The organism is Croceitalea rosinachiae, from assembly GCF_031846445.1.
In the GTDB taxonomy this organism is placed as follows: domain Bacteria; phylum Bacteroidota; class Bacteroidia; order Flavobacteriales; family Flavobacteriaceae; genus Croceitalea; species Croceitalea rosinachiae.
The window spans coordinates 38,337-55,659 of the sequence record NZ_JAVRHR010000005.1 but is presented as its reverse complement, the minus strand read 5'-3'; the positions used below and the strand labels follow the sequence as shown (position 1 = coordinate 55,659).

Below are 17,323 nucleotides of genomic sequence, written 5' to 3'. Positions count from 1 at the left end.
TTAAACTTGTATGGTAACATATGATTTTCTGTATATTGCTACGATGTTTTAACCACAAAAAACAATTAAGATTTTAGCATGGCTGAAGGAGAAAAATTGATACCTATCAACATCGAAGATGAGATGAAGTCTGCCTACATTGATTACTCAATGTCGGTCATTGTGTCACGTGCCCTGCCAGATGTCAGGGACGGATTGAAACCGGTGCATCGTAGAGTGCTTTTCGGGATGTATGAATTGGGCGTGCGATCTAGCAGTGCGCACAAGAAATCTGCTCGTATAGTTGGTGAGGTATTGGGTAAATATCACCCGCATGGAGACACCTCTGTTTATGACAGTATGGTGCGTATGGCCCAAGAATGGAGTTTGCGCTATATGTTGGTTGATGGACAAGGTAACTTTGGCTCAGTAGATGGCGATAGCCCTGCTGCGATGCGTTACACTGAGGCACGTATGCGCAAGATTGCTGATGAAATGTTGGCAGATATTGACAAAGACACAGTAGATCACCAATTAAATTTTGATGATTCTTTAAAAGAACCCACTGTTTTGCCTACTAGGGTTCCAAGCTTATTGGTCAATGGAGCATCTGGTATAGCAGTTGGTATGGCAACTAATATGCCACCTCATAACCTATCGGAGGTTGTTGCCGGTACTGTGGCATATATCGACAATTCTAATATCGAGATTGAAGAATTAATAACGCATATAAAAGCACCAGATTTTCCCACAGGCGGCATAATTTATGGGTATGATGGTGTGAAAGAAGCATTTCATACAGGTCGTGGACGTGTCGTTATGCGTGCAAAAGCGACTTTCGAAGAAGTTCAAGGTAGGGAGTGTATTATTGTTACAGAGATTCCATATCAAGTCAATAAGGCTGATATGATTAAAAAGACCGCTGATTTGGTCAATGATAAAAAGATTGAGGGGATATCTACAATTAGAGATGAATCTGATAGAAAAGGTATGCGCATCGTCTATATTCTCAAGCGAGATGCCATCCCTAACATCGTACTTAATATGCTCTATAAGTACACGGCCCTCCAATCTTCGTTCAGTGTCAATAATATTGCCTTAGTAAAGGGAAGGCCTCAATTATTGAACTTGAAGGAAATGATTCACCATTTCGTTGACCATAGACATGAAGTTGTTGTTAGACGAACCAAGTTTGAGCTTAAAAAGGCTGAGGATAGGGCACACATTTTAGAGGGGTTAATTATCGCTTCAGACAATATTGACGAAGTAATTGCTATAATAAGGGCATCTTCGAATGTCGATGAAGCTCGAACTAGCCTGATGGAACGCTTCAAGCTTACTGAAATTCAAGCAAAAGCGATTGTAGAAATGCGTCTGCGTCAATTGACTGGTTTAGAGCAAGACAAACTAAGAGAAGAGTATGATGCACTTTTAAAGACTATTGAAGATCTTAAAGATATTCTTGATAAGAAAGAACGCAGAATGCAAATCATTAAAGATGAATTGCTAGAGGTAAAGGCCAAATATGGAGATGATAGACGTTCAGAAATCAACTTTGCAGGTGGAGATTTGAGCATTGAAGATATGATTCCTGATGAGCAGGTGGTCATTACAATTTCACACGCGGGCTATATCAAAAGAACACCGTTATCGGAATATAAAACTCAGAATAGGGGTGGGGTCGGCCAAAAAGCTTCATCTACTAGAAATGAAGACTTTTTAGAGCATCTTTTTGTTGGCACCAATCACCAATATATGTTGTTCTTTACGCAAAAAGGAAAATGCTTTTGGATGCGGGTTTATGAGATTCCTGAAGGAAGCCGTACATCAAAGGGAAGGGCAATCCAAAACCTTATCAATATAGAGAATGAGGACAAAGTAAAAGCTTTTATTTGTACTCAAGACCTTAAAGATGAAGATTATGTAAATAGTCATTATGTAATCATGGCGACCAAGAAAGGCACTGTTAAAAAGACTTCTTTAGAGCAGTATTCAAGGCCACGTCAAAATGGAATCAATGCAATTACAATTCGTGAAGATGATGAGTTGTTAGAAGCAAAGCTTACAACTGGAACCAGTCAGATTTTCTTAGGATTGAAATCAGGAAAGGCCATTCGCTTTGAAGAAAGTAAAACAAGACCAATGGGAAGAAATGCTGCAGGTGTGCGCGGTATTACCCTGGCAAATGTTGAAGATGAGGTAATAGGAATGGTTTCTGTTCATAATTTTGAGGACAACCTACTTGTCGTCTCGGAAAATGGATATGGTAAAAGATCCAATATTGATGATTATCGCGTAACTAATAGAGGTGGAAAAGGAGTAAAAACCATTTCTATTACTGATAAGACCGGCGGACTTGTGGCTATAAAGAATGTCACCGACTCTGATGATTTGATGATCATCAATAAATCTGGTATTGCCATTCGTATGGGAGTGGAAGATTTAAGGGTTATGGGAAGAGCCACTCAAGGGGTTAAACTGATCAACTTAAAGGGTAACGACAGTATTGCAGCTGTAGCTAAGGTAATGAAAGATGAAGATGCTGTGGATGAGATAGATATCCGTGATATTGAAGTCAATGGTGAAGATGGCACGGCTATTGATAATGGTAGTGACGAAACACAAGAATAAATAGATAAACACTAAATTTTAATTACTCAAGACAATGAAAACTAGAATTTTAATACTTCTTGCCTTTGCGGTATCAATGGTAGGATTTTCTCAAAAGAATGAAATTAAAGCTGCCGATAAGGCGATGAAAAGTGGTAATGCTGAAGAGGCAAAAACTATCATAGAGGGTGCAATGTCCCTAATAGACGGAGCAGATGCTAAATATCAAGCTCAAGCATACTCTATATTAGGCAATGCCAAGGTCAATTTATCTGAATTTGATGGCGCCATTGAAGCTTTCAATAAAGTAATTTCAGTAGAAGAAGCTTCTGGAAAGCAAAAATATAGCGCAGATGCTCAGCAAAAGATGGTACAAATGACTGGTGATTTGGTCAGTGCTGCTGTAGAAGATAATAATAATAAAAACTATAAAGAAGGCGCTAGCAAATTATACACTGCATACAAGTTAAGCCCTAGCGATACAATTTACCTCTACTATGCAGCGAGTGGTGCTGTTAATGCTGGACCTGATAACTATGACCAAGCTATAGCTTTTTACGAAGAATTAAAAGACTTGAATTATGATGGTAGTGAAGTGAAGTTTACTGCGGTAAATGTAGCAACTGGTGAAGTTGAAGCAATGGATAAAACCACTCGAGACCTTTATGTTAAAGCTGGTACGCATAAAGATCCTAGCGAAGAAAGAACACCATCTAAGAAAGCTGAGATTGTTAAGAATATTGCCTTGATTTATCAAGAACAAGGTAAAAATGACCAAGCTTTGGCTGCTTATGACGATGCCATTTCAAGTAATCCAGATGATGTGAATTTGGTATTAAATAAAGCAAATTTATATTATGCGATGGGAGAAAAGGATAAATTTAAGGAGTTGATGAACCAAGCTTCCAGTATGGCTCCTGACAATCCTGATTTAATGTATAACATTGGAGTCATTAGTATGGAACAAGGAAATCTTGAAGAAGCTCGTGCTGCGTATAATAAGGTTTTAGAAATAGACCCAACTTATGTAAATGCACAACTAAACCTATCAACTTCTTATGTTAATGAAGGAAATGGTTTAATTGATGAGATGAACACTTTGGGAACTTCAAGGGCAGATACAGCTCGTTATGATGAACTTAAGAAAAAGAAGGATGATTTGTTTCTTGAAGGAGCAAAGATTTTAGAGGGAGCTCTCAAAACAAATCCTAATAATGAAGGTGTTCTTGCCCAATTGAAAAATATTTATGGAGCAATGGGCGACAACGAAAACTTCATGAGAATCAAAAAGTTAATGGGAGAGTAATTTCTTTAAAATTGTATAAAAAAAGGCCTCAAGTCATTGAGGCCTTTTTTTATACAATCTTTTTTATGACTCTCAATTTATGTGAATAGTTCTTTTCTTGAACATTGAATATTCCAGTATGGTCAATCCTATCAATTCGGACTTTACCATGTGCATGAATTATATAATTATCTTTTAGAATTATTCCTACGTGATTTATGATTCCGTCATTGTCGTCAAAAAAGACTAAGTCACCTGGTTCACTTTCTTCAATAAAACTTAATGGTTCGCCTTGTGAGGCTTGTTTTTCCGTTTCTCTAAACAGTTTATAGCCATTAATTTTATAGACCATTTGTGTTAATCCCGAAGCATCTATCCCAAAAGGGGTTTTACCACCAGATAAGTAAGGTGAATTCAAATATAATAAGGCAGTCTTTACCAAATTGGATTTTGATTGTGTTACAGTTGTTGCATTGCCTTCAAAAGAATGATCGATTAATTTTGAAATATCGATTCGAGAACCTAGCAAAATAGGCAAAAGTAGTTGTTGATTGGAACTAACATGGGCTATAAAATCAGTATTTATTCGTTGCTCTTTTTTAGTATGAATAGCTTTGAAATCTGATTCTAGAATGAGTTGGTATTGCTTGTTATTTATCCATCCTTCATGATTATCAAAAGCGACTTGAATTCGACTGTAGTACTTTCGTCTTTCTTTTACTTTAAAATGATCACCGTATAACAATTGGGTGACCATTTCATCATTGACATTGGTGCCGTTTCTAACTGGTACTACACTTAAGTGGCAAATTCCGTATTGCATTTAATTACCAGACTAATTTAGCTACGTTCAATTACCATGGCTGAAGCACCACCACCGCCATTACAAATAGCTGCTGCTCCAATTTTTGCATTGTTTTGTTGCAGTATATGTATTAGTGTAACCAAAATCCTAGCACCAGAGCAACCTAATGGGTGACCTAAAGAAACCGCGCCTCCATTTACATTTACATTGCTATCAGTTAAGCCAAGTAGTTTTGTGTTCGCCAAGCCAACTACAGCAAAGGCTTCATTGAATTCAAAATAATCTACATCTTCAATAGAAATACCAGCCTTATCCAATGCTTTTGGAAGTGCTTTCGCAGGAGCTGTTGTAAACCACTTTGGTTCTTGGGCTGCATCAGCATAACTTTTTATAGTGACAAGTGGTTGCAATTTTAATTCGGATGCTTTTTCAGCACTCATAAGTATTAGGGCGGCCGCTCCATCGTTTATGGTAGATGCATTTGCTGCAGTAACTGTACCATCTTTTGTAAATGCAGGTCGTAAAGATGGAATTTTTTCAATCCTCACATTTTTGTATTCTTCATCTTCAGAAACTAGTATGGGTTCACCACGTCTTTGCGGAACTTCAACAGGAACTACCTCATTTGAAAATTTTCCGGCCTTCCATGCATCTGATGACCGATTATAAGACTGAATTGCATAATTATCTTGATCTTCTCGGCTAAAATCATGCTCTGAAGCGCACGCGTCAGCACAAACTCCCATAGCGTTTTGATCATACACATCTACTAAACCATCTTTTTGCATACCGTCAACAAGTGATGTAGGACCAAACTTTACCCCATTTCTCATGTGCACATAATGAGGAATCAAACTCATGTTTTCCATTCCACCAGCAACTACGATATGGGCATCACCTAAGGCTATGGCCTGTGCTGCCTGCATTACTGTTTTCATGCCAGAGGCACAAACCTTATTTATAGTGGTACAAGGCACCGTATCCGGTATGCCTGCATAAATCGCTGCTTGCCTTGCTGGAGCTTGGCCCGTACCTGCTTGTACTACATTGCCCATTAGAACTTCATCTACCATTTTTGGAGATAAATTAATTTTATCTAAAGCATCTTTTATGGCAATAGAGCCTAATTTTGGAGCTGGAATACTTGATAATGAACCCATAAAACTTCCAATGGGTGTGCGTACTGCAGAAACAATGACAACTTCCTTCATTATGCATAAATTTAATGTTGCGAAAATACTAAAATTAAACGCATTTACTTTTAAAGTGAGGTCTGTTCAATGCATGAATTTATATTTTTCTATTTTTGAGAAGAGGTAAGAGTACTATGGGAAAATCGTTGGACAATTTCTACAAAAAGCAATCACTCTTTTACAAGTATTTTCTTTATCTGATTTCTATTGCGCTTATTGTTTTTTTCTTCCCAAGAGGAGGGAAGTTCAAGTATGAATTTCAAAAAGGAAAACCCTGGCAGTATGAAAACCTTTATGCACCCTTTGATTTTTCGATTAAAAAGACTGCTGAAGAGATTGAAAGTGAACAAAAAAATCTTACTGACAATATCTTAGTATACTATGCCTATGATGATGCTATTTATCAAAGTGCCCAGCAAAAATATTCACAAGAGTTTGAAAAGACTTTTCCAATAGATGCATTGGCCGCATCAAAAAGGCGAGACCTTTTTAGACTAGGCAATAATCTACTTGACTCCATTTATAAAAACGGGGTATTTGAACAGACTATTTCAGGAAAAGGAATTTTGCTGGTGGTAAATAATGAGGCCAAGAATTTACAACCTGACCAAATAGTAGATTTCACTAGAGCAGAGATCATTATTCAAAATGAATTAAAAAACATTTACCCAGAAGCTTTGCGAACTCAATTAACGGCTTTGTTGAAAGGGGTAATTCAGACAAACACTTCTTATGATAAGAATTTATCAGATAAAGCTTTAGAAGATGAATTATCTAAAATTTCGTTTACCAGGGGCGATGTACTAGAAGGAAAACTAATCATAGCCAAAGGAGAAGTGGTAGAATCTGAAAATTTTAATATCCTGAATTCTTTGAAAGAAGAATTTGAATCTGAATTGTGGAAAGGTAGTAACTATTATTTTATACTTTTTGGTTATACGGTTTTAGTGGCGTTGGTATTGATGATGTTGTTTTTATTCTTGAAAAAGTATCGGCCTGAAATCTATTCAAACAATACTAAGGTCACTTTTATTTTTGTGAATATTCTTTTAATGGTTTTCGTAACTACTTTGGTCGTAAAGAACAATGAAAGTTATGTTTATGTCGTTCCACTTTGCATTCTCCCCCTAATACTTAAAAACTTCTTCGATGCCAGATTGGGACTCTTTGTACACGTGTTGACCATCTTGATATTAGGTTTTGTAGTACCAAATAGTTTTGAATATATATTTCTGCAGATTATTGCAGGTATTGTCACTATTTTAACTGTTTCGGAGCTTTACAAAAGAGCAAATTTGTTTATATCTGTCGGCCAGATTACACTTATCTATATCACTGGTTATTTCGCATTTCATACCATTCATGAAGGCAACTTAGAGAACATTGAATTAATAACCTTCGGAATTTTTCTTTTAAATGGAATGATTACACTTTTCGTACAGCCATTAATATATCTTTATGAAAAAATATTTGGTTTGGTATCAGATGTGTCTTTGTTAGAGCTATCTGATACCAATTCAAAACTTTTAAAAGAATTATCGAATAAAGCTCCTGGCACATTTCATCATTCGCTACAGGTAGCAAATCTCGCTGAAGCTGCTGCCAATGAGATTGGGGCAAATTCAATGTTGGTAAGGGTAGGGGCATTGTACCACGATATTGGTAAGATGAACAATCCTACTTATTTTATTGAGAATCAAATTACCAATGTAAATCCTCATGATGATTTACCCCCGAAAGAGAGTGCTAAAATCATTATTGACCATGTAATAGAAGGAATTGAACTAGCGAGGAAAAATGGGCTTCCAGATAGAGTGATTGATTTTCTTAGAACCCATCATGGTACGACATTAGTATATTATTTCTTTAAAAAACAGCAAGAGTTGGACCCAGAAGTAGAAGATTCACAATTTAGATACCCAGGACCCATACCTTTTTCAAAAGAAACTGCAATTTTAATGATGGCTGATTCCGTAGAAGCAGCATCAAAAAGTTTAAAGTCTCCTACCTATATGATGATTGATGAGTTTGTTGAGAAAATCATAAAAGGACAAATGCAAGCCAATCAATTTCTAAACGCCAATATTACCTTTAAAGAGATTGAGACTGTAAAAAAAGTGTTGAAACAAAAATTGACCAATATATATCATTTAAGGGTGGAATATCCTGAATAGTAAATTCATGGGTCGATAAAATTATTCTTTAAAAAACCACTAAAAATAGTTGCGTTGTTGATAATGAAAAAGTATTTTTGCATCCGCGTTTTGCGCAGGTTCTTATACAGACAAGATTAAAGGAGAGGTGCCGGAGTGGTAACGGAGCAGATTGCTAATCTGTCGACGCGTAAGTGTCGCATGGGTTCGAGTCCCATTCTCTCCGCAATTTCTTTTAACAAAAGATAGCCATCGGGGTGTAGCGTAGCCCGGTTATCGCGCCGCGTTTGGGACGCGGAGGTCGCAGGTTCGAATCCTGCCACCCCGACAAAAACCGAATCGGAAGATTCGGTTTTTTTATTTTATTGATAAGGTCGCGTAGCTCAGCTGGATAGAGCATCTGCCTTCTAAGCAGACGGTCATAGGTTCGAATCCTATCGCGATCACCAGAATTCACAGGGCCTCAGAGGTTTATTGCTTCTCTGAGGCTTTTTTATTTGCAAACGCTTCAAAATTCAGCAAATATTAATGTTTATCAAACCAATTAGAATCAATTAAAATGCATTCTTCTTTGGTAATCCATATTCCTATATTTTCGAATAAGCACAAAAAACTTTTGGATGAATCTTCACCCTAATTTTTGCACAAAATTTTTGTTAGATTTTTTTTGATATACTAGAATATTATAAGCTTAAGGGGGAAATGGATAGGTTGACGGAATATGATAATTTTATCCTTAAAGAGAAATAGAGGTCCGAACGCAAGCAAGTTTTTTAATTGCTGGAACATATTACAAATGAAAAAATCAGGATTTTGGGCTTAGAGCACAAAACTGAGTTTCACTAGCTTATTTGTTGCTGATAAATTTTAAAAGAGTAATTACACTTTGTTAAAATTTAATTAGGCATACAGGTTATTAATATTAATAATTTAAATCATAATAGCTGAATAACCTAATTAACTAATATAGTGTTTCGTTCTTTATAAAGATCTTTGTTTTGAACAATTCAAAGTAATAATCAGTATGAAAAATATTCTTATATCTATTTTATGCCTTGCTTCATTCGGTATTCTAAAAGCTAACAAAAATGATAAGGTAAGATTAGATTCTATAACTGAAGGGAAGAGAACTGTTGGGATATTAATTTTTAAAAATGCTGAAGTGTTGGATTTTGCAGGTCCTTTTGAAGTATTTTCAGTATCAAATCAGATTCATAATAATGAATTATTTGAGGTAAGTGTTGTAGCCAAAACAAAAGAGCCGATTATAGCAATGAACGGACTTTCGGTTAATCCTGATTACTCATTTAAAGATGCACCAGATTTTGACGTATTAATTATTTCTGGTGGTATGGGAGCCAGTCTAGTGGCGCAGGATGATGAAGCTCTAAATTGGGTGGCTAAAATGGTTGAGAAGTCAGAACTAACAATGAGCGTATGTACTGGAGCTGCTATCTTAGGTAAGATTGGTAAATTAGACGATAAACCCTATTGTACCCATAATACGGTTTATCCATTCATAGAGAAAATGGTGCCTAGTGCAAAGCCTCAAAAGAATAAGCGTTTTATCCAATCAGATGAGAAAATTTTTACATCAGCCGGTATCTCCGCCGGAATTGATCTTTCCTTTCATATAGTTGAAAAATTCTATGGTAAAGAAGTTGCTAAGAATACTGCAAATTATATGGAGTATAAGGGTTATGAATAAGTAATTACTAATAATATTCTTTTTTCATTGATTTATAGTGAAACTAAATTGCCAAATCATTGATAAAATAAATATTCTGTGGCCTGTGGTATCTCTTCCTCAAACGCTGTCCGGATATCTTTAAAGAAAAGACGTGAAAATAAAAGATACTAATCAAAGCTTATCAAGCTATCAGAAATGTTCGCAATAGATTTTACCATCCATGACAGAGTTCAAAATCAAGGAAGTTGTAAGTTCTCCATACACAGCTAATCTCACATTAAGTTCTTCTAGATGTTTAGGGTCGCGTACAACACCTCTTAAAAGCATACAATCTCTACCTGTAAGTTTGTGACACTCACTAATTTCGGGAACAGTTAAAATAAACTCCTCAAAGCGCTGGGTTTGCCCAAACCGAATTTTAATAGTAATATAAACCCCTAGGGAATAACCTAGTTTATCTAGGTTTACTTTTGTGTTATATGATTCTATAACGCCTGCATCTTCCATTTTTTGAATGCGCTCTGCTACCGTCGGAGATGAAAGCCCAACTTCCTTTGCCAAATCTTTCAACGCCACACGAGCATTCTCTTGTAACATTTGCAGAATTTTCCAGTTAATTTCATCAATTTTCATTTATAAGGATATTTTTAATAAAAACATTATTTAATAAATAAAATATAAAATAATTTCAAATATAATAATTAATTTCTTGTGGTAATTATAATAATTTTATATCACTAAATTTTTTATGATGAAAAGATTGAGTTTGTTCATATTATCAATTTGCTGTTTTAACTGTTCTATTGATGATTCGGAAAATGATATTAAGGACCTCCTAAGGATTCAGCTCGGTTTGGTTGACTACATGACCGACTATGATGGAGATACCACCTGGATTTATCAATATGACAATCACAAAAGACTTACAAAAATTACTTATAGTGACTTAGAGAATAAAAATGAAATACAATTTTTATTCAAGTATGAAAATAATTTTCTTATAGAAATAGAGCGTGATTATATCACTTTTCCTGAATTTTCTTATAAAATCAAATATAATTATGAAGATGATAAAATTAAGAGAGTGACAATTTTAAAAAGTGATAATATCATCAGTACCAGGAATTTAAATTACAATGACATTGATAAGGTCATTTCCATAAATAGAAACGATGAAAAGCCTTATGTTCGTTTCATTTATGATGATCAAAATAAAAATGTTGTTGAAGCTATATTTCTATTGGTAGACTCTTGGACAGGTGAGGAATATGAGCAAGTACATCATTTTGAATATGATGATAGAAAAAAGCCAAATTTTGGACTTCCTTTTACTCCGGGTTTTAGGCCTGAGGTATGGGGTGAAAGTACTAAATGGGAAGTAAGCCTTTCAGAAAACAATATGATTCTTGACAAACATGGAAAGCGAAGTTTTCAAATAGAATATTTAAACGATTTGATTCCAAAGGCAATAACTTATATACCACAAGAATACACAACTGTCGACCCTATAATTCAAAATATAATATATAAATAAACTAAAAATGACTGTAATATCCGATTTAAATGAAGTTGAATATCATCCATATTATTCGAGATATATAAATAAACTTGATGAGTCTACGGGTTTAATTGAATCTTTTCAACTTGCATTGGTCGAAGTGGTAGACTTTTTTAATAATATACCATCTGATCTTCATCTTTTTAGATATGAAGAAGGTAAATGGACCATAAAAGAGGTTTTTCAGCATTTAATTGATACTGAAAGGATTTTTATGTACCGATGCTTTAGGATTGCGAGAAATGATAAAACTGTTCTTGCTGATTTTGACCAGTCAATATACATACAACCTTCTAGGGCGAATGAAAAGAGTATAGAAGTATTGATCGATGAATATCAGATTTCAAGAGCTAACTCCATTGGGCTTTTATCTAGTTTGACCGTAGATGATTTGAAGCGCGTTGGTAAAATCCAGCTAGGTCCAATGTCTTCAAGGGCTGCTGCTTTTACGATTACGGGCCATGAAATATGGCATATGGAAATCATAAACAAAAGATATTTATGAAATAAAAAGACGCTCTAATGCACGGTCATTATTAAACGAATTCGAATACATTATTATGAGATATTTATCATCTAAAATTTTAATAGTTTTTCTATTAGTATGTTCTGAGGCATTCGCTTGTACCATATTTTCAGCCATCGCAAAAAATGGTCAAGTGTGGGTTGGAAATAACGAGGATAACAACTTCAGTTTTTATAATTATATAAACGTTTTCCCAAAAAACCAATCCATAAAATATGGGTACTACACCCTTTCTTATGATTCCCCCGAAAATGGTAAAAACTTTAATATTCAGGGTGGAATGAATGAAGCGGGATTGTTCTATGATTTTAATATACTCACTGAATCGGGTGTACAGTACATTATAAACAACCTGGATAAAAAGAAATCTTTCCCTGGTGGTGATCAAGCAATTTTGAGTCATATACTGGCTAATTTCGGTACTGTTCAGGAGGTAATAGATTTCTTTGAAGTCTATTGGTTTGATATAGGTTTTAAGGGTGCTCAAATGCATTTAGCAGATAAATATGGGAATTTCGGCATGATAGACCCCACCGGTAGTCGTATTTTGAAAAATGCCCCTTATCAATTATCTACAAATTTTAGTATTTGTGCCAAAGAAGATGCTGGCACTTGCTGGAGGTATCCAATTGCAAAAGAAGTTTTAGAAAATAAAGGACCTAGTCTTGATACTTTTAATGCTATATGCAAAAAAACCGCTCAGAAGGGGCCATTAGCAACAATTTACTCGAATATTCAAAATCTCACTACTGGAGATATCTGGTTTTTTTTTGGTCTTGATTATGAAAACTCATTTAATGTTAATATTAAAGAACTATTGGGTTGGGGGCAAAAATCCTATTTGATGAGAGATTTATTTCCCAAACACCCATTGAGTCAGGCCTATAGTCTCTATAAAGCAGGTCATGAAGAAGAGGCATTAAAGACACTTAACTCTTTTGAACTGGATCGTGAGATGAAGAATACAGTTCTTGCAGCATTTGTAACTAATCAAATTGGTAGTCAGTATGATTTGAACGCTTTGCCATTTTTAGAGGAATATCTAAAATCAGACCCTATTGGACATTGGATGATTGGTGCTCGTGCAATCGCATATTATAATAGAGGAAATAAAGGAAAAGCTATTGCAATAGTAAAAGAATATCAGAAAAAATACCCAGACACCAGTATGGATGTACCTTATATACTTACACGTTTTAATGGGGAGTTTGAAAAAGGGTTCAATACGACAATAAAACTTAATGAGAACAGGGATGCCAGAGATGTTTTTGTAAAAGGTTTACCTGGGGGTATATACAATTATATGTCCAAGTCCAATGATGGTTGGGTGTTGAAGGTGAACTTGCCCGATGGAGTTTACGACTACAGTTTTGTTGTTGATGGACGAGAGGTTTTTGATGAGAAGGTTAAACTGTATACTAAGAATAACCCATTTTCTCAGAAAGAAGAAAGAACGCACAGATTGGCTCTTAATACTAGTTTAGAAGCTTATGATACCAGAATTAGGGTAGTCGTTCCAAATGCTTCTGATGAAGTATATATTGCGGGTAATCAAAGGAGTTTAGCTAATTGGGGGTCGGTTTTTCGAATGGAAAGGATATCGGATTTTGAAAGAGAAATTAATGTTAAGCTACATTATCCAACAATGTTAAAGTTTACCAGAGGTAACTGGGCAAGTGAAGCAGTAGTTGAAGGGCTACCATTTGATAATGAAGAAAACTCATATCCTCCTATCCAATTAAAAAAGAAAATTAACGCCGTGGAGTTCAAAATCATAGATTGGAAAGACCAAATTCCATAGTTCTGATTGCTGGATTTAAAACAGTTATATGATGTTAAAAGTTAGACCAAGTTGTGACGCTAATTTTTTACCTAGACCAATAAAGCCAATCGCCATATTAAATAGATTTCCTTCATCAACAAAGGAGTAGTTGAAAGGAAAACTTGAGAACAAGTTGATGAAATGAGAGATAAATATCCAACCATAAAATCATAAGAATGATGAGCAGTGTTTTTGAAGTATATAAACCTAGAACCATACAGTTCAGCGAGCTTTTGAATAGTAGTGATTGGGCTATTAAAATCTATACTATAACTAATAAACCCGAATTCGCTTCTGATCAGATACTTCAAAATTGCAAACGACATTTGCCTGTATGGCTTGGTCAAATAGAAAATGCTAAACTACCTACTTACAGACAGGCATTCTTGATTATTCATGAAGCTAGGGAAGGTGTTTGGATTCTGTTAAACTGGTGGACTGGTGGTGAGATGGTTGAATCTAAAGTATTTTTTTCAAGCTTCGACACACCTGATATCATAACAGATTCTCCTTACAATACAAATTCTTTGTTGTGTGTTTGGGAACTTGAGGTGTTTGCACATGAAAGAGCGTCTTGGATTAAACATATTCTATCAAAGGCAAATCAACCAGATTATATAGGATATATAAAAGCAACTTTTTGTAAAGCAGTATGACAGAGCAACATTTATTGACTTTCGCAGAAGCTTGGTCAACTAAAAATATAGACGAGGTTATGCGGTTTTTTACGGAAGATTGTATGTACCGACCGTCAATCATTTCGGATGGAAAAGAAAGTTATTCGGGTAAGAGTGAAGTAGCCCAAGCAGTAGAAAAAATGATGAAGTTGGACAATTCATTGTCTTCGAAAGTGTCCAATATCTATATAAATGGGGATTTTGGTTTTTGGGAATGGAAATATAAGTTATCAAATAATAGGAACGTAACCGGTTGCGATCTTTTTAAATTTAGAGATGATCTAATTACTATTAAAAATGCCTTTAGAAAAATGGAAGAAAAATAATATACAATTTAACTAATTGTAATTTCCTATAAAATATATATAACTATTTAAAATTCAGTACTTTATGCAAAAAATATATTTTTTTGCCTTAGCTCTTTTTTGCCTTTTTTGTAGGGTTGTATGTGCCCAGGATACAATTCCAAAACGTATCTATAATACTACATATATAGAAGGTAATAAATCTCCTAAAATTGACGGTCTAATCAACGAAGACACATGGAATATAGTTGATTGGAGTGAAAACTATGTTGAATTAAGTCCTGATGAAAACACAGACCCATCTTATCCTACAAAGCTCAAAATTATATACGACGATAAGAGTTTGTACGTTGCTTTTAAGTGTTATGATGATGAACCAGAGAAAATAGTAAGCCGCCTATCGCGTAGGGATGGTTTTGATGGCGATTGGGTAGAAATCAATGTGGGTAGCCTAGGTGATCTTCGTACAGCGTACTCGTTTACCATATCTGTTTCTGGAGTCCAAGGGGAAGAGTATATTACAAATGATGGCCAAAATTGGGACAATACTTGGAATCCTATTTGGTATGCCAAAACAAACATCGATGATGAAGGATGGACTGCAGAAATTAAAATTCCGTTAAGTCAAATACGTTTTGGTAAGGCAGACAATCAAGTCTGGGGGATTCAGTCTACTAGACGTTTTTTTAGGAAAGAAGAAAGGTCTGTTTGGCAGCGCACTCCATTAAATGCACCAGGATGGGTAAGTAGTTTTGGAGAGCTACACGGACTTAAAAATTTGAAGCCGCAACGCCAATTAGAAATTCAACCATATACCGTTGTATCACAAAACGAATTAGGGAAGCAAAGTGTAAATCCGCTTATAAAAAACAGTGAAACCAAATTAAATGCAGGACTTGATGGTAAACTTGGCATTACAAATGACCTTACACTTGACTTTACAATAAATCCAGATTTTGGTCAAGTAGAGGCAGACCCTTCAGCAATTGCCTTAGATGGTTTTCAAATTTTCTTTCAAGAGAGACGCCCATTTTTTATTGAGAACAAGAATATTTTTGATTATGCCTTTTCGAGTTCTGTAAATGGGGGTCGCACTTTTGGTTTTGATAATCTTTTCTACTCTAGGCGTATTGGGAGGTCACCGCAAGGGTTTCCGAATTTACAAGAAGGTGAATTCAACTCACAACCCAATATTTCTACAATTTTGGGTGCCGCTAAATTTAGTGGTAAAACAAGAGATGGCTGGTCTATTGGAGTTCTTGAAGCTACAACTACAAAAGAAATAGCAACGATTACAGATGGCACTTCAGAAAGACAAGAGGCTGTAGAACCTTTTACAAATTATCTCGTTACGAGGGTTCAAAAAGACTTTAACAATAACAACACTTTTATTGGAGGAATATTTACGGCTACCAATCGTAGCCTAACAGACAATCTAGATTTTCTTCATACATCTGCATACACAGGGGGTTTTGACGTTACCCATAACTGGAAAAACAGAACGTATTATGCTAAAGCGAACCTTATTTTTAGCTCGGTAACTGGTTCAGAAAACGCAATAAATAGAACACAGCAATCTATCACTCATTTATTTCAGCGAGAAGGTGCCGACCACGTAAATGTCGACCCTAACGCTACCGCTTTAAATGGTACAGGAGGGAATGTACAAATAGGTAAAGGTGCCGGGAATTTATTATTCCAAACAGGTGTTACTTGGCGTTCACCAGAATTAGAACTCAATGATATTGGATTTCAATTAAGAGCAGATGACTTTCGCTATTATGGCTGGATAGGATATAGAACCACAAAACCTTTAAAATCTATGCGTTCTTGGCGATTAAATTATAATCACTTTGCGGCCTTTGATTTTGGAGGGAATCTCAATGAGCTCATCTTTAATACCAATGCTTGGTTTAACTTAAAGGATAACACCTGGTTTAACGGATCTGTAGATTTTAAACCTATTAATTTTAATAATTTTTTATTGCGCGGAGGTCCTAGATTTAAATTACCCTATGAATACACACTTGGTGGACGCTTTACTTCTGATAGTCGCAAAAAGTTACGTTTTGGAGCAAACGCCTCAACTCAACGAATGGCAGAAAATGCATTGAATCGTCTTTCCCTAGGCGGTTCAGTTACCTACCAACCGACCAATGCACTTACGGTTTCGTTGTTGCCATCTTACACAAAGACTAAGGATAAATTACAATATGTAAGCACCTCCAATTTCGAAAATAATTTAAGATATATTCTGGGCACCGTAAATCAAGAAACGCTCAATTTTCCTTTGCGCATCGATTACATTTTGACACCTACTTTAAGTTTACAATATTGGGGGCAGCCATTTATTTCACAAGGAGTCTATGATGATTTCAAGTTCGTAGATGACCCTATTGGAAATAGTTTAAATCAACGAGTAACGTCATATTCCAACACCCAAATTCAACTAGAATCGGGAAACTATCTCATAGATGAAAATACCGACGGAGTTTCAGATTATAATTTCTTTCAACCTGATTTTGCTTTTATACAATGGCGTTCAAATATGGTATTGCGTTGGGAATATATACCCGGCTCTGAGTTATATCTAGTCTGGAGTCAAGATGCTTCAAATTTTGGTGATTTTAATAATGGATTAACATCCAATCTTCGATACAATATCAAAGAGCTGAATAACATTTTCTTAGTGAAACTAACATATAGGTTTATTAGATAAT

The 17,323-nt window shown here is 35.4% G+C and carries 13 protein-coding genes and 3 tRNA genes; 13 read left to right on the top strand and 3 right to left on the bottom strand.

Annotated elements, in window-relative coordinates; genetic code table 11:
• Positions 1-78: 78 nt before the first annotated feature.
• On the top strand, positions 79-2,610 hold the full coding sequence (gene gyrA / locus RM706_RS15660; protein WP_311353211.1) for a DNA gyrase subunit A: 2,532 nt from the start codon (positions 79-81) through the stop codon (positions 2,608-2,610).
• A gap of 34 nt (positions 2,611-2,644) precedes the next feature.
• On the top strand, positions 2,645-3,895 hold the full coding sequence (locus tag RM706_RS15655) for a tetratricopeptide repeat protein (protein WP_311353210.1): 1,251 nt from the start codon (positions 2,645-2,647) through the stop codon (positions 3,893-3,895).
• Positions 3,896-3,944: 49 nt separating this feature from the next.
• Here RM706_RS15655 and RM706_RS15650 read toward each other — a convergent pair whose 3' ends face one another.
• Both RM706_RS15650 and RM706_RS15645 read right to left on the bottom strand, forming a co-directional pair.
• Positions 3,945-4,697 carry a C40 family peptidase gene (locus RM706_RS15650; protein WP_311353209.1) on the bottom strand — a complete coding sequence of 251 codons (753 nt, stop codon included), beginning with the start codon at positions 4,695-4,697 and terminating at the stop codon, positions 3,945-3,947.
• 17 nt (positions 4,698-4,714) lie between these two features.
• A complete protein-coding gene (locus RM706_RS15645) occupies positions 4,715-5,890 on the bottom strand; it encodes an acetyl-CoA C-acyltransferase (protein WP_311353208.1) in 1,176 nt (391 codons plus the stop codon).
• A 116-nt stretch (positions 5,891-6,006) separates the two neighbouring features.
• Here RM706_RS15645 and RM706_RS15640 point away from each other — a divergent pair, with 116 nt between their 5' ends.
• The 5 genes from RM706_RS15640 to RM706_RS15620 all read left to right on the top strand — a co-directional run bounded on the left by RM706_RS15640 (position 6,007) and on the right by RM706_RS15620 (position 9,733).
• Entirely contained in the window at positions 6,007-8,046 is a 2,040-nt protein-coding gene (locus tag RM706_RS15640; protein ID WP_311353223.1) for an HD family phosphohydrolase, read from the top strand.
• A gap of 121 nt (positions 8,047-8,167) precedes the next feature.
• A tRNA-Ser gene (locus RM706_RS15635) sits at positions 8,168-8,251 on the top strand.
• A gap of 27 nt (positions 8,252-8,278) precedes the next feature.
• Positions 8,279-8,353: transfer RNA gene (locus RM706_RS15630), tRNA-Pro, on the top strand.
• A gap of 44 nt (positions 8,354-8,397) precedes the next feature.
• Positions 8,398-8,474 (top strand) — tRNA-Arg (locus tag RM706_RS15625).
• Between the two features lie 575 nt (positions 8,475-9,049).
• Positions 9,050-9,733 (top strand): DJ-1/PfpI family protein, encoded by a 684-nt coding sequence (locus RM706_RS15620; RefSeq protein WP_311353207.1) that lies wholly within the window; start codon positions 9,050-9,052, stop codon positions 9,731-9,733.
• Between the two features lie 171 nt (positions 9,734-9,904).
• Here RM706_RS15620 and RM706_RS15615 read toward each other — a convergent pair whose 3' ends face one another.
• Complete coding sequence (locus RM706_RS15615; protein WP_311353206.1) at positions 9,905-10,348, bottom strand: Lrp/AsnC family transcriptional regulator; 444 nt, start codon at positions 10,346-10,348, stop codon at positions 9,905-9,907.
• A gap of 118 nt (positions 10,349-10,466) precedes the next feature.
• Here RM706_RS15615 and RM706_RS15610 point away from each other — a divergent pair, with 118 nt between their 5' ends.
• From RM706_RS15610 to RM706_RS15585, 6 genes are all read left to right on the top strand, one after another.
• Positions 10,467-11,249 carry a hypothetical protein gene (locus RM706_RS15610; RefSeq protein ID WP_311353205.1) on the top strand — a complete coding sequence of 261 codons (783 nt, stop codon included), beginning with the start codon at positions 10,467-10,469 and terminating at the stop codon, positions 11,247-11,249.
• 7 nt (positions 11,250-11,256) lie between these two features.
• A complete protein-coding gene (locus RM706_RS15605) occupies positions 11,257-11,778 on the top strand; it encodes a DinB family protein (protein ID WP_311353204.1) in 522 nt (173 codons plus the stop codon).
• Between the two features lie 55 nt (positions 11,779-11,833).
• Positions 11,834-13,600 (top strand): hypothetical protein, encoded by a 1,767-nt coding sequence (locus RM706_RS15600; RefSeq protein WP_311353203.1) that lies wholly within the window; start codon positions 11,834-11,836, stop codon positions 13,598-13,600.
• A 200-nt stretch (positions 13,601-13,800) separates the two neighbouring features.
• A complete protein-coding gene (locus RM706_RS15595) occupies positions 13,801-14,277 on the top strand; it encodes a hypothetical protein (protein ID WP_311353202.1) in 477 nt (158 codons plus the stop codon).
• Entirely contained in the window at positions 14,274-14,624 is a 351-nt protein-coding gene (locus RM706_RS15590) for a nuclear transport factor 2 family protein (protein WP_311353201.1), read from the top strand. The genes RM706_RS15595 and RM706_RS15590 overlap by 4 nt, the downstream gene beginning before the upstream one ends.
• A 64-nt stretch (positions 14,625-14,688) precedes the next feature.
• Entirely contained in the window at positions 14,689-17,322 is a 2,634-nt protein-coding gene (locus RM706_RS15585; RefSeq protein ID WP_311353200.1) for a DUF5916 domain-containing protein, read from the top strand.
• Position 17,323 lies beyond the last annotated feature (1 nt).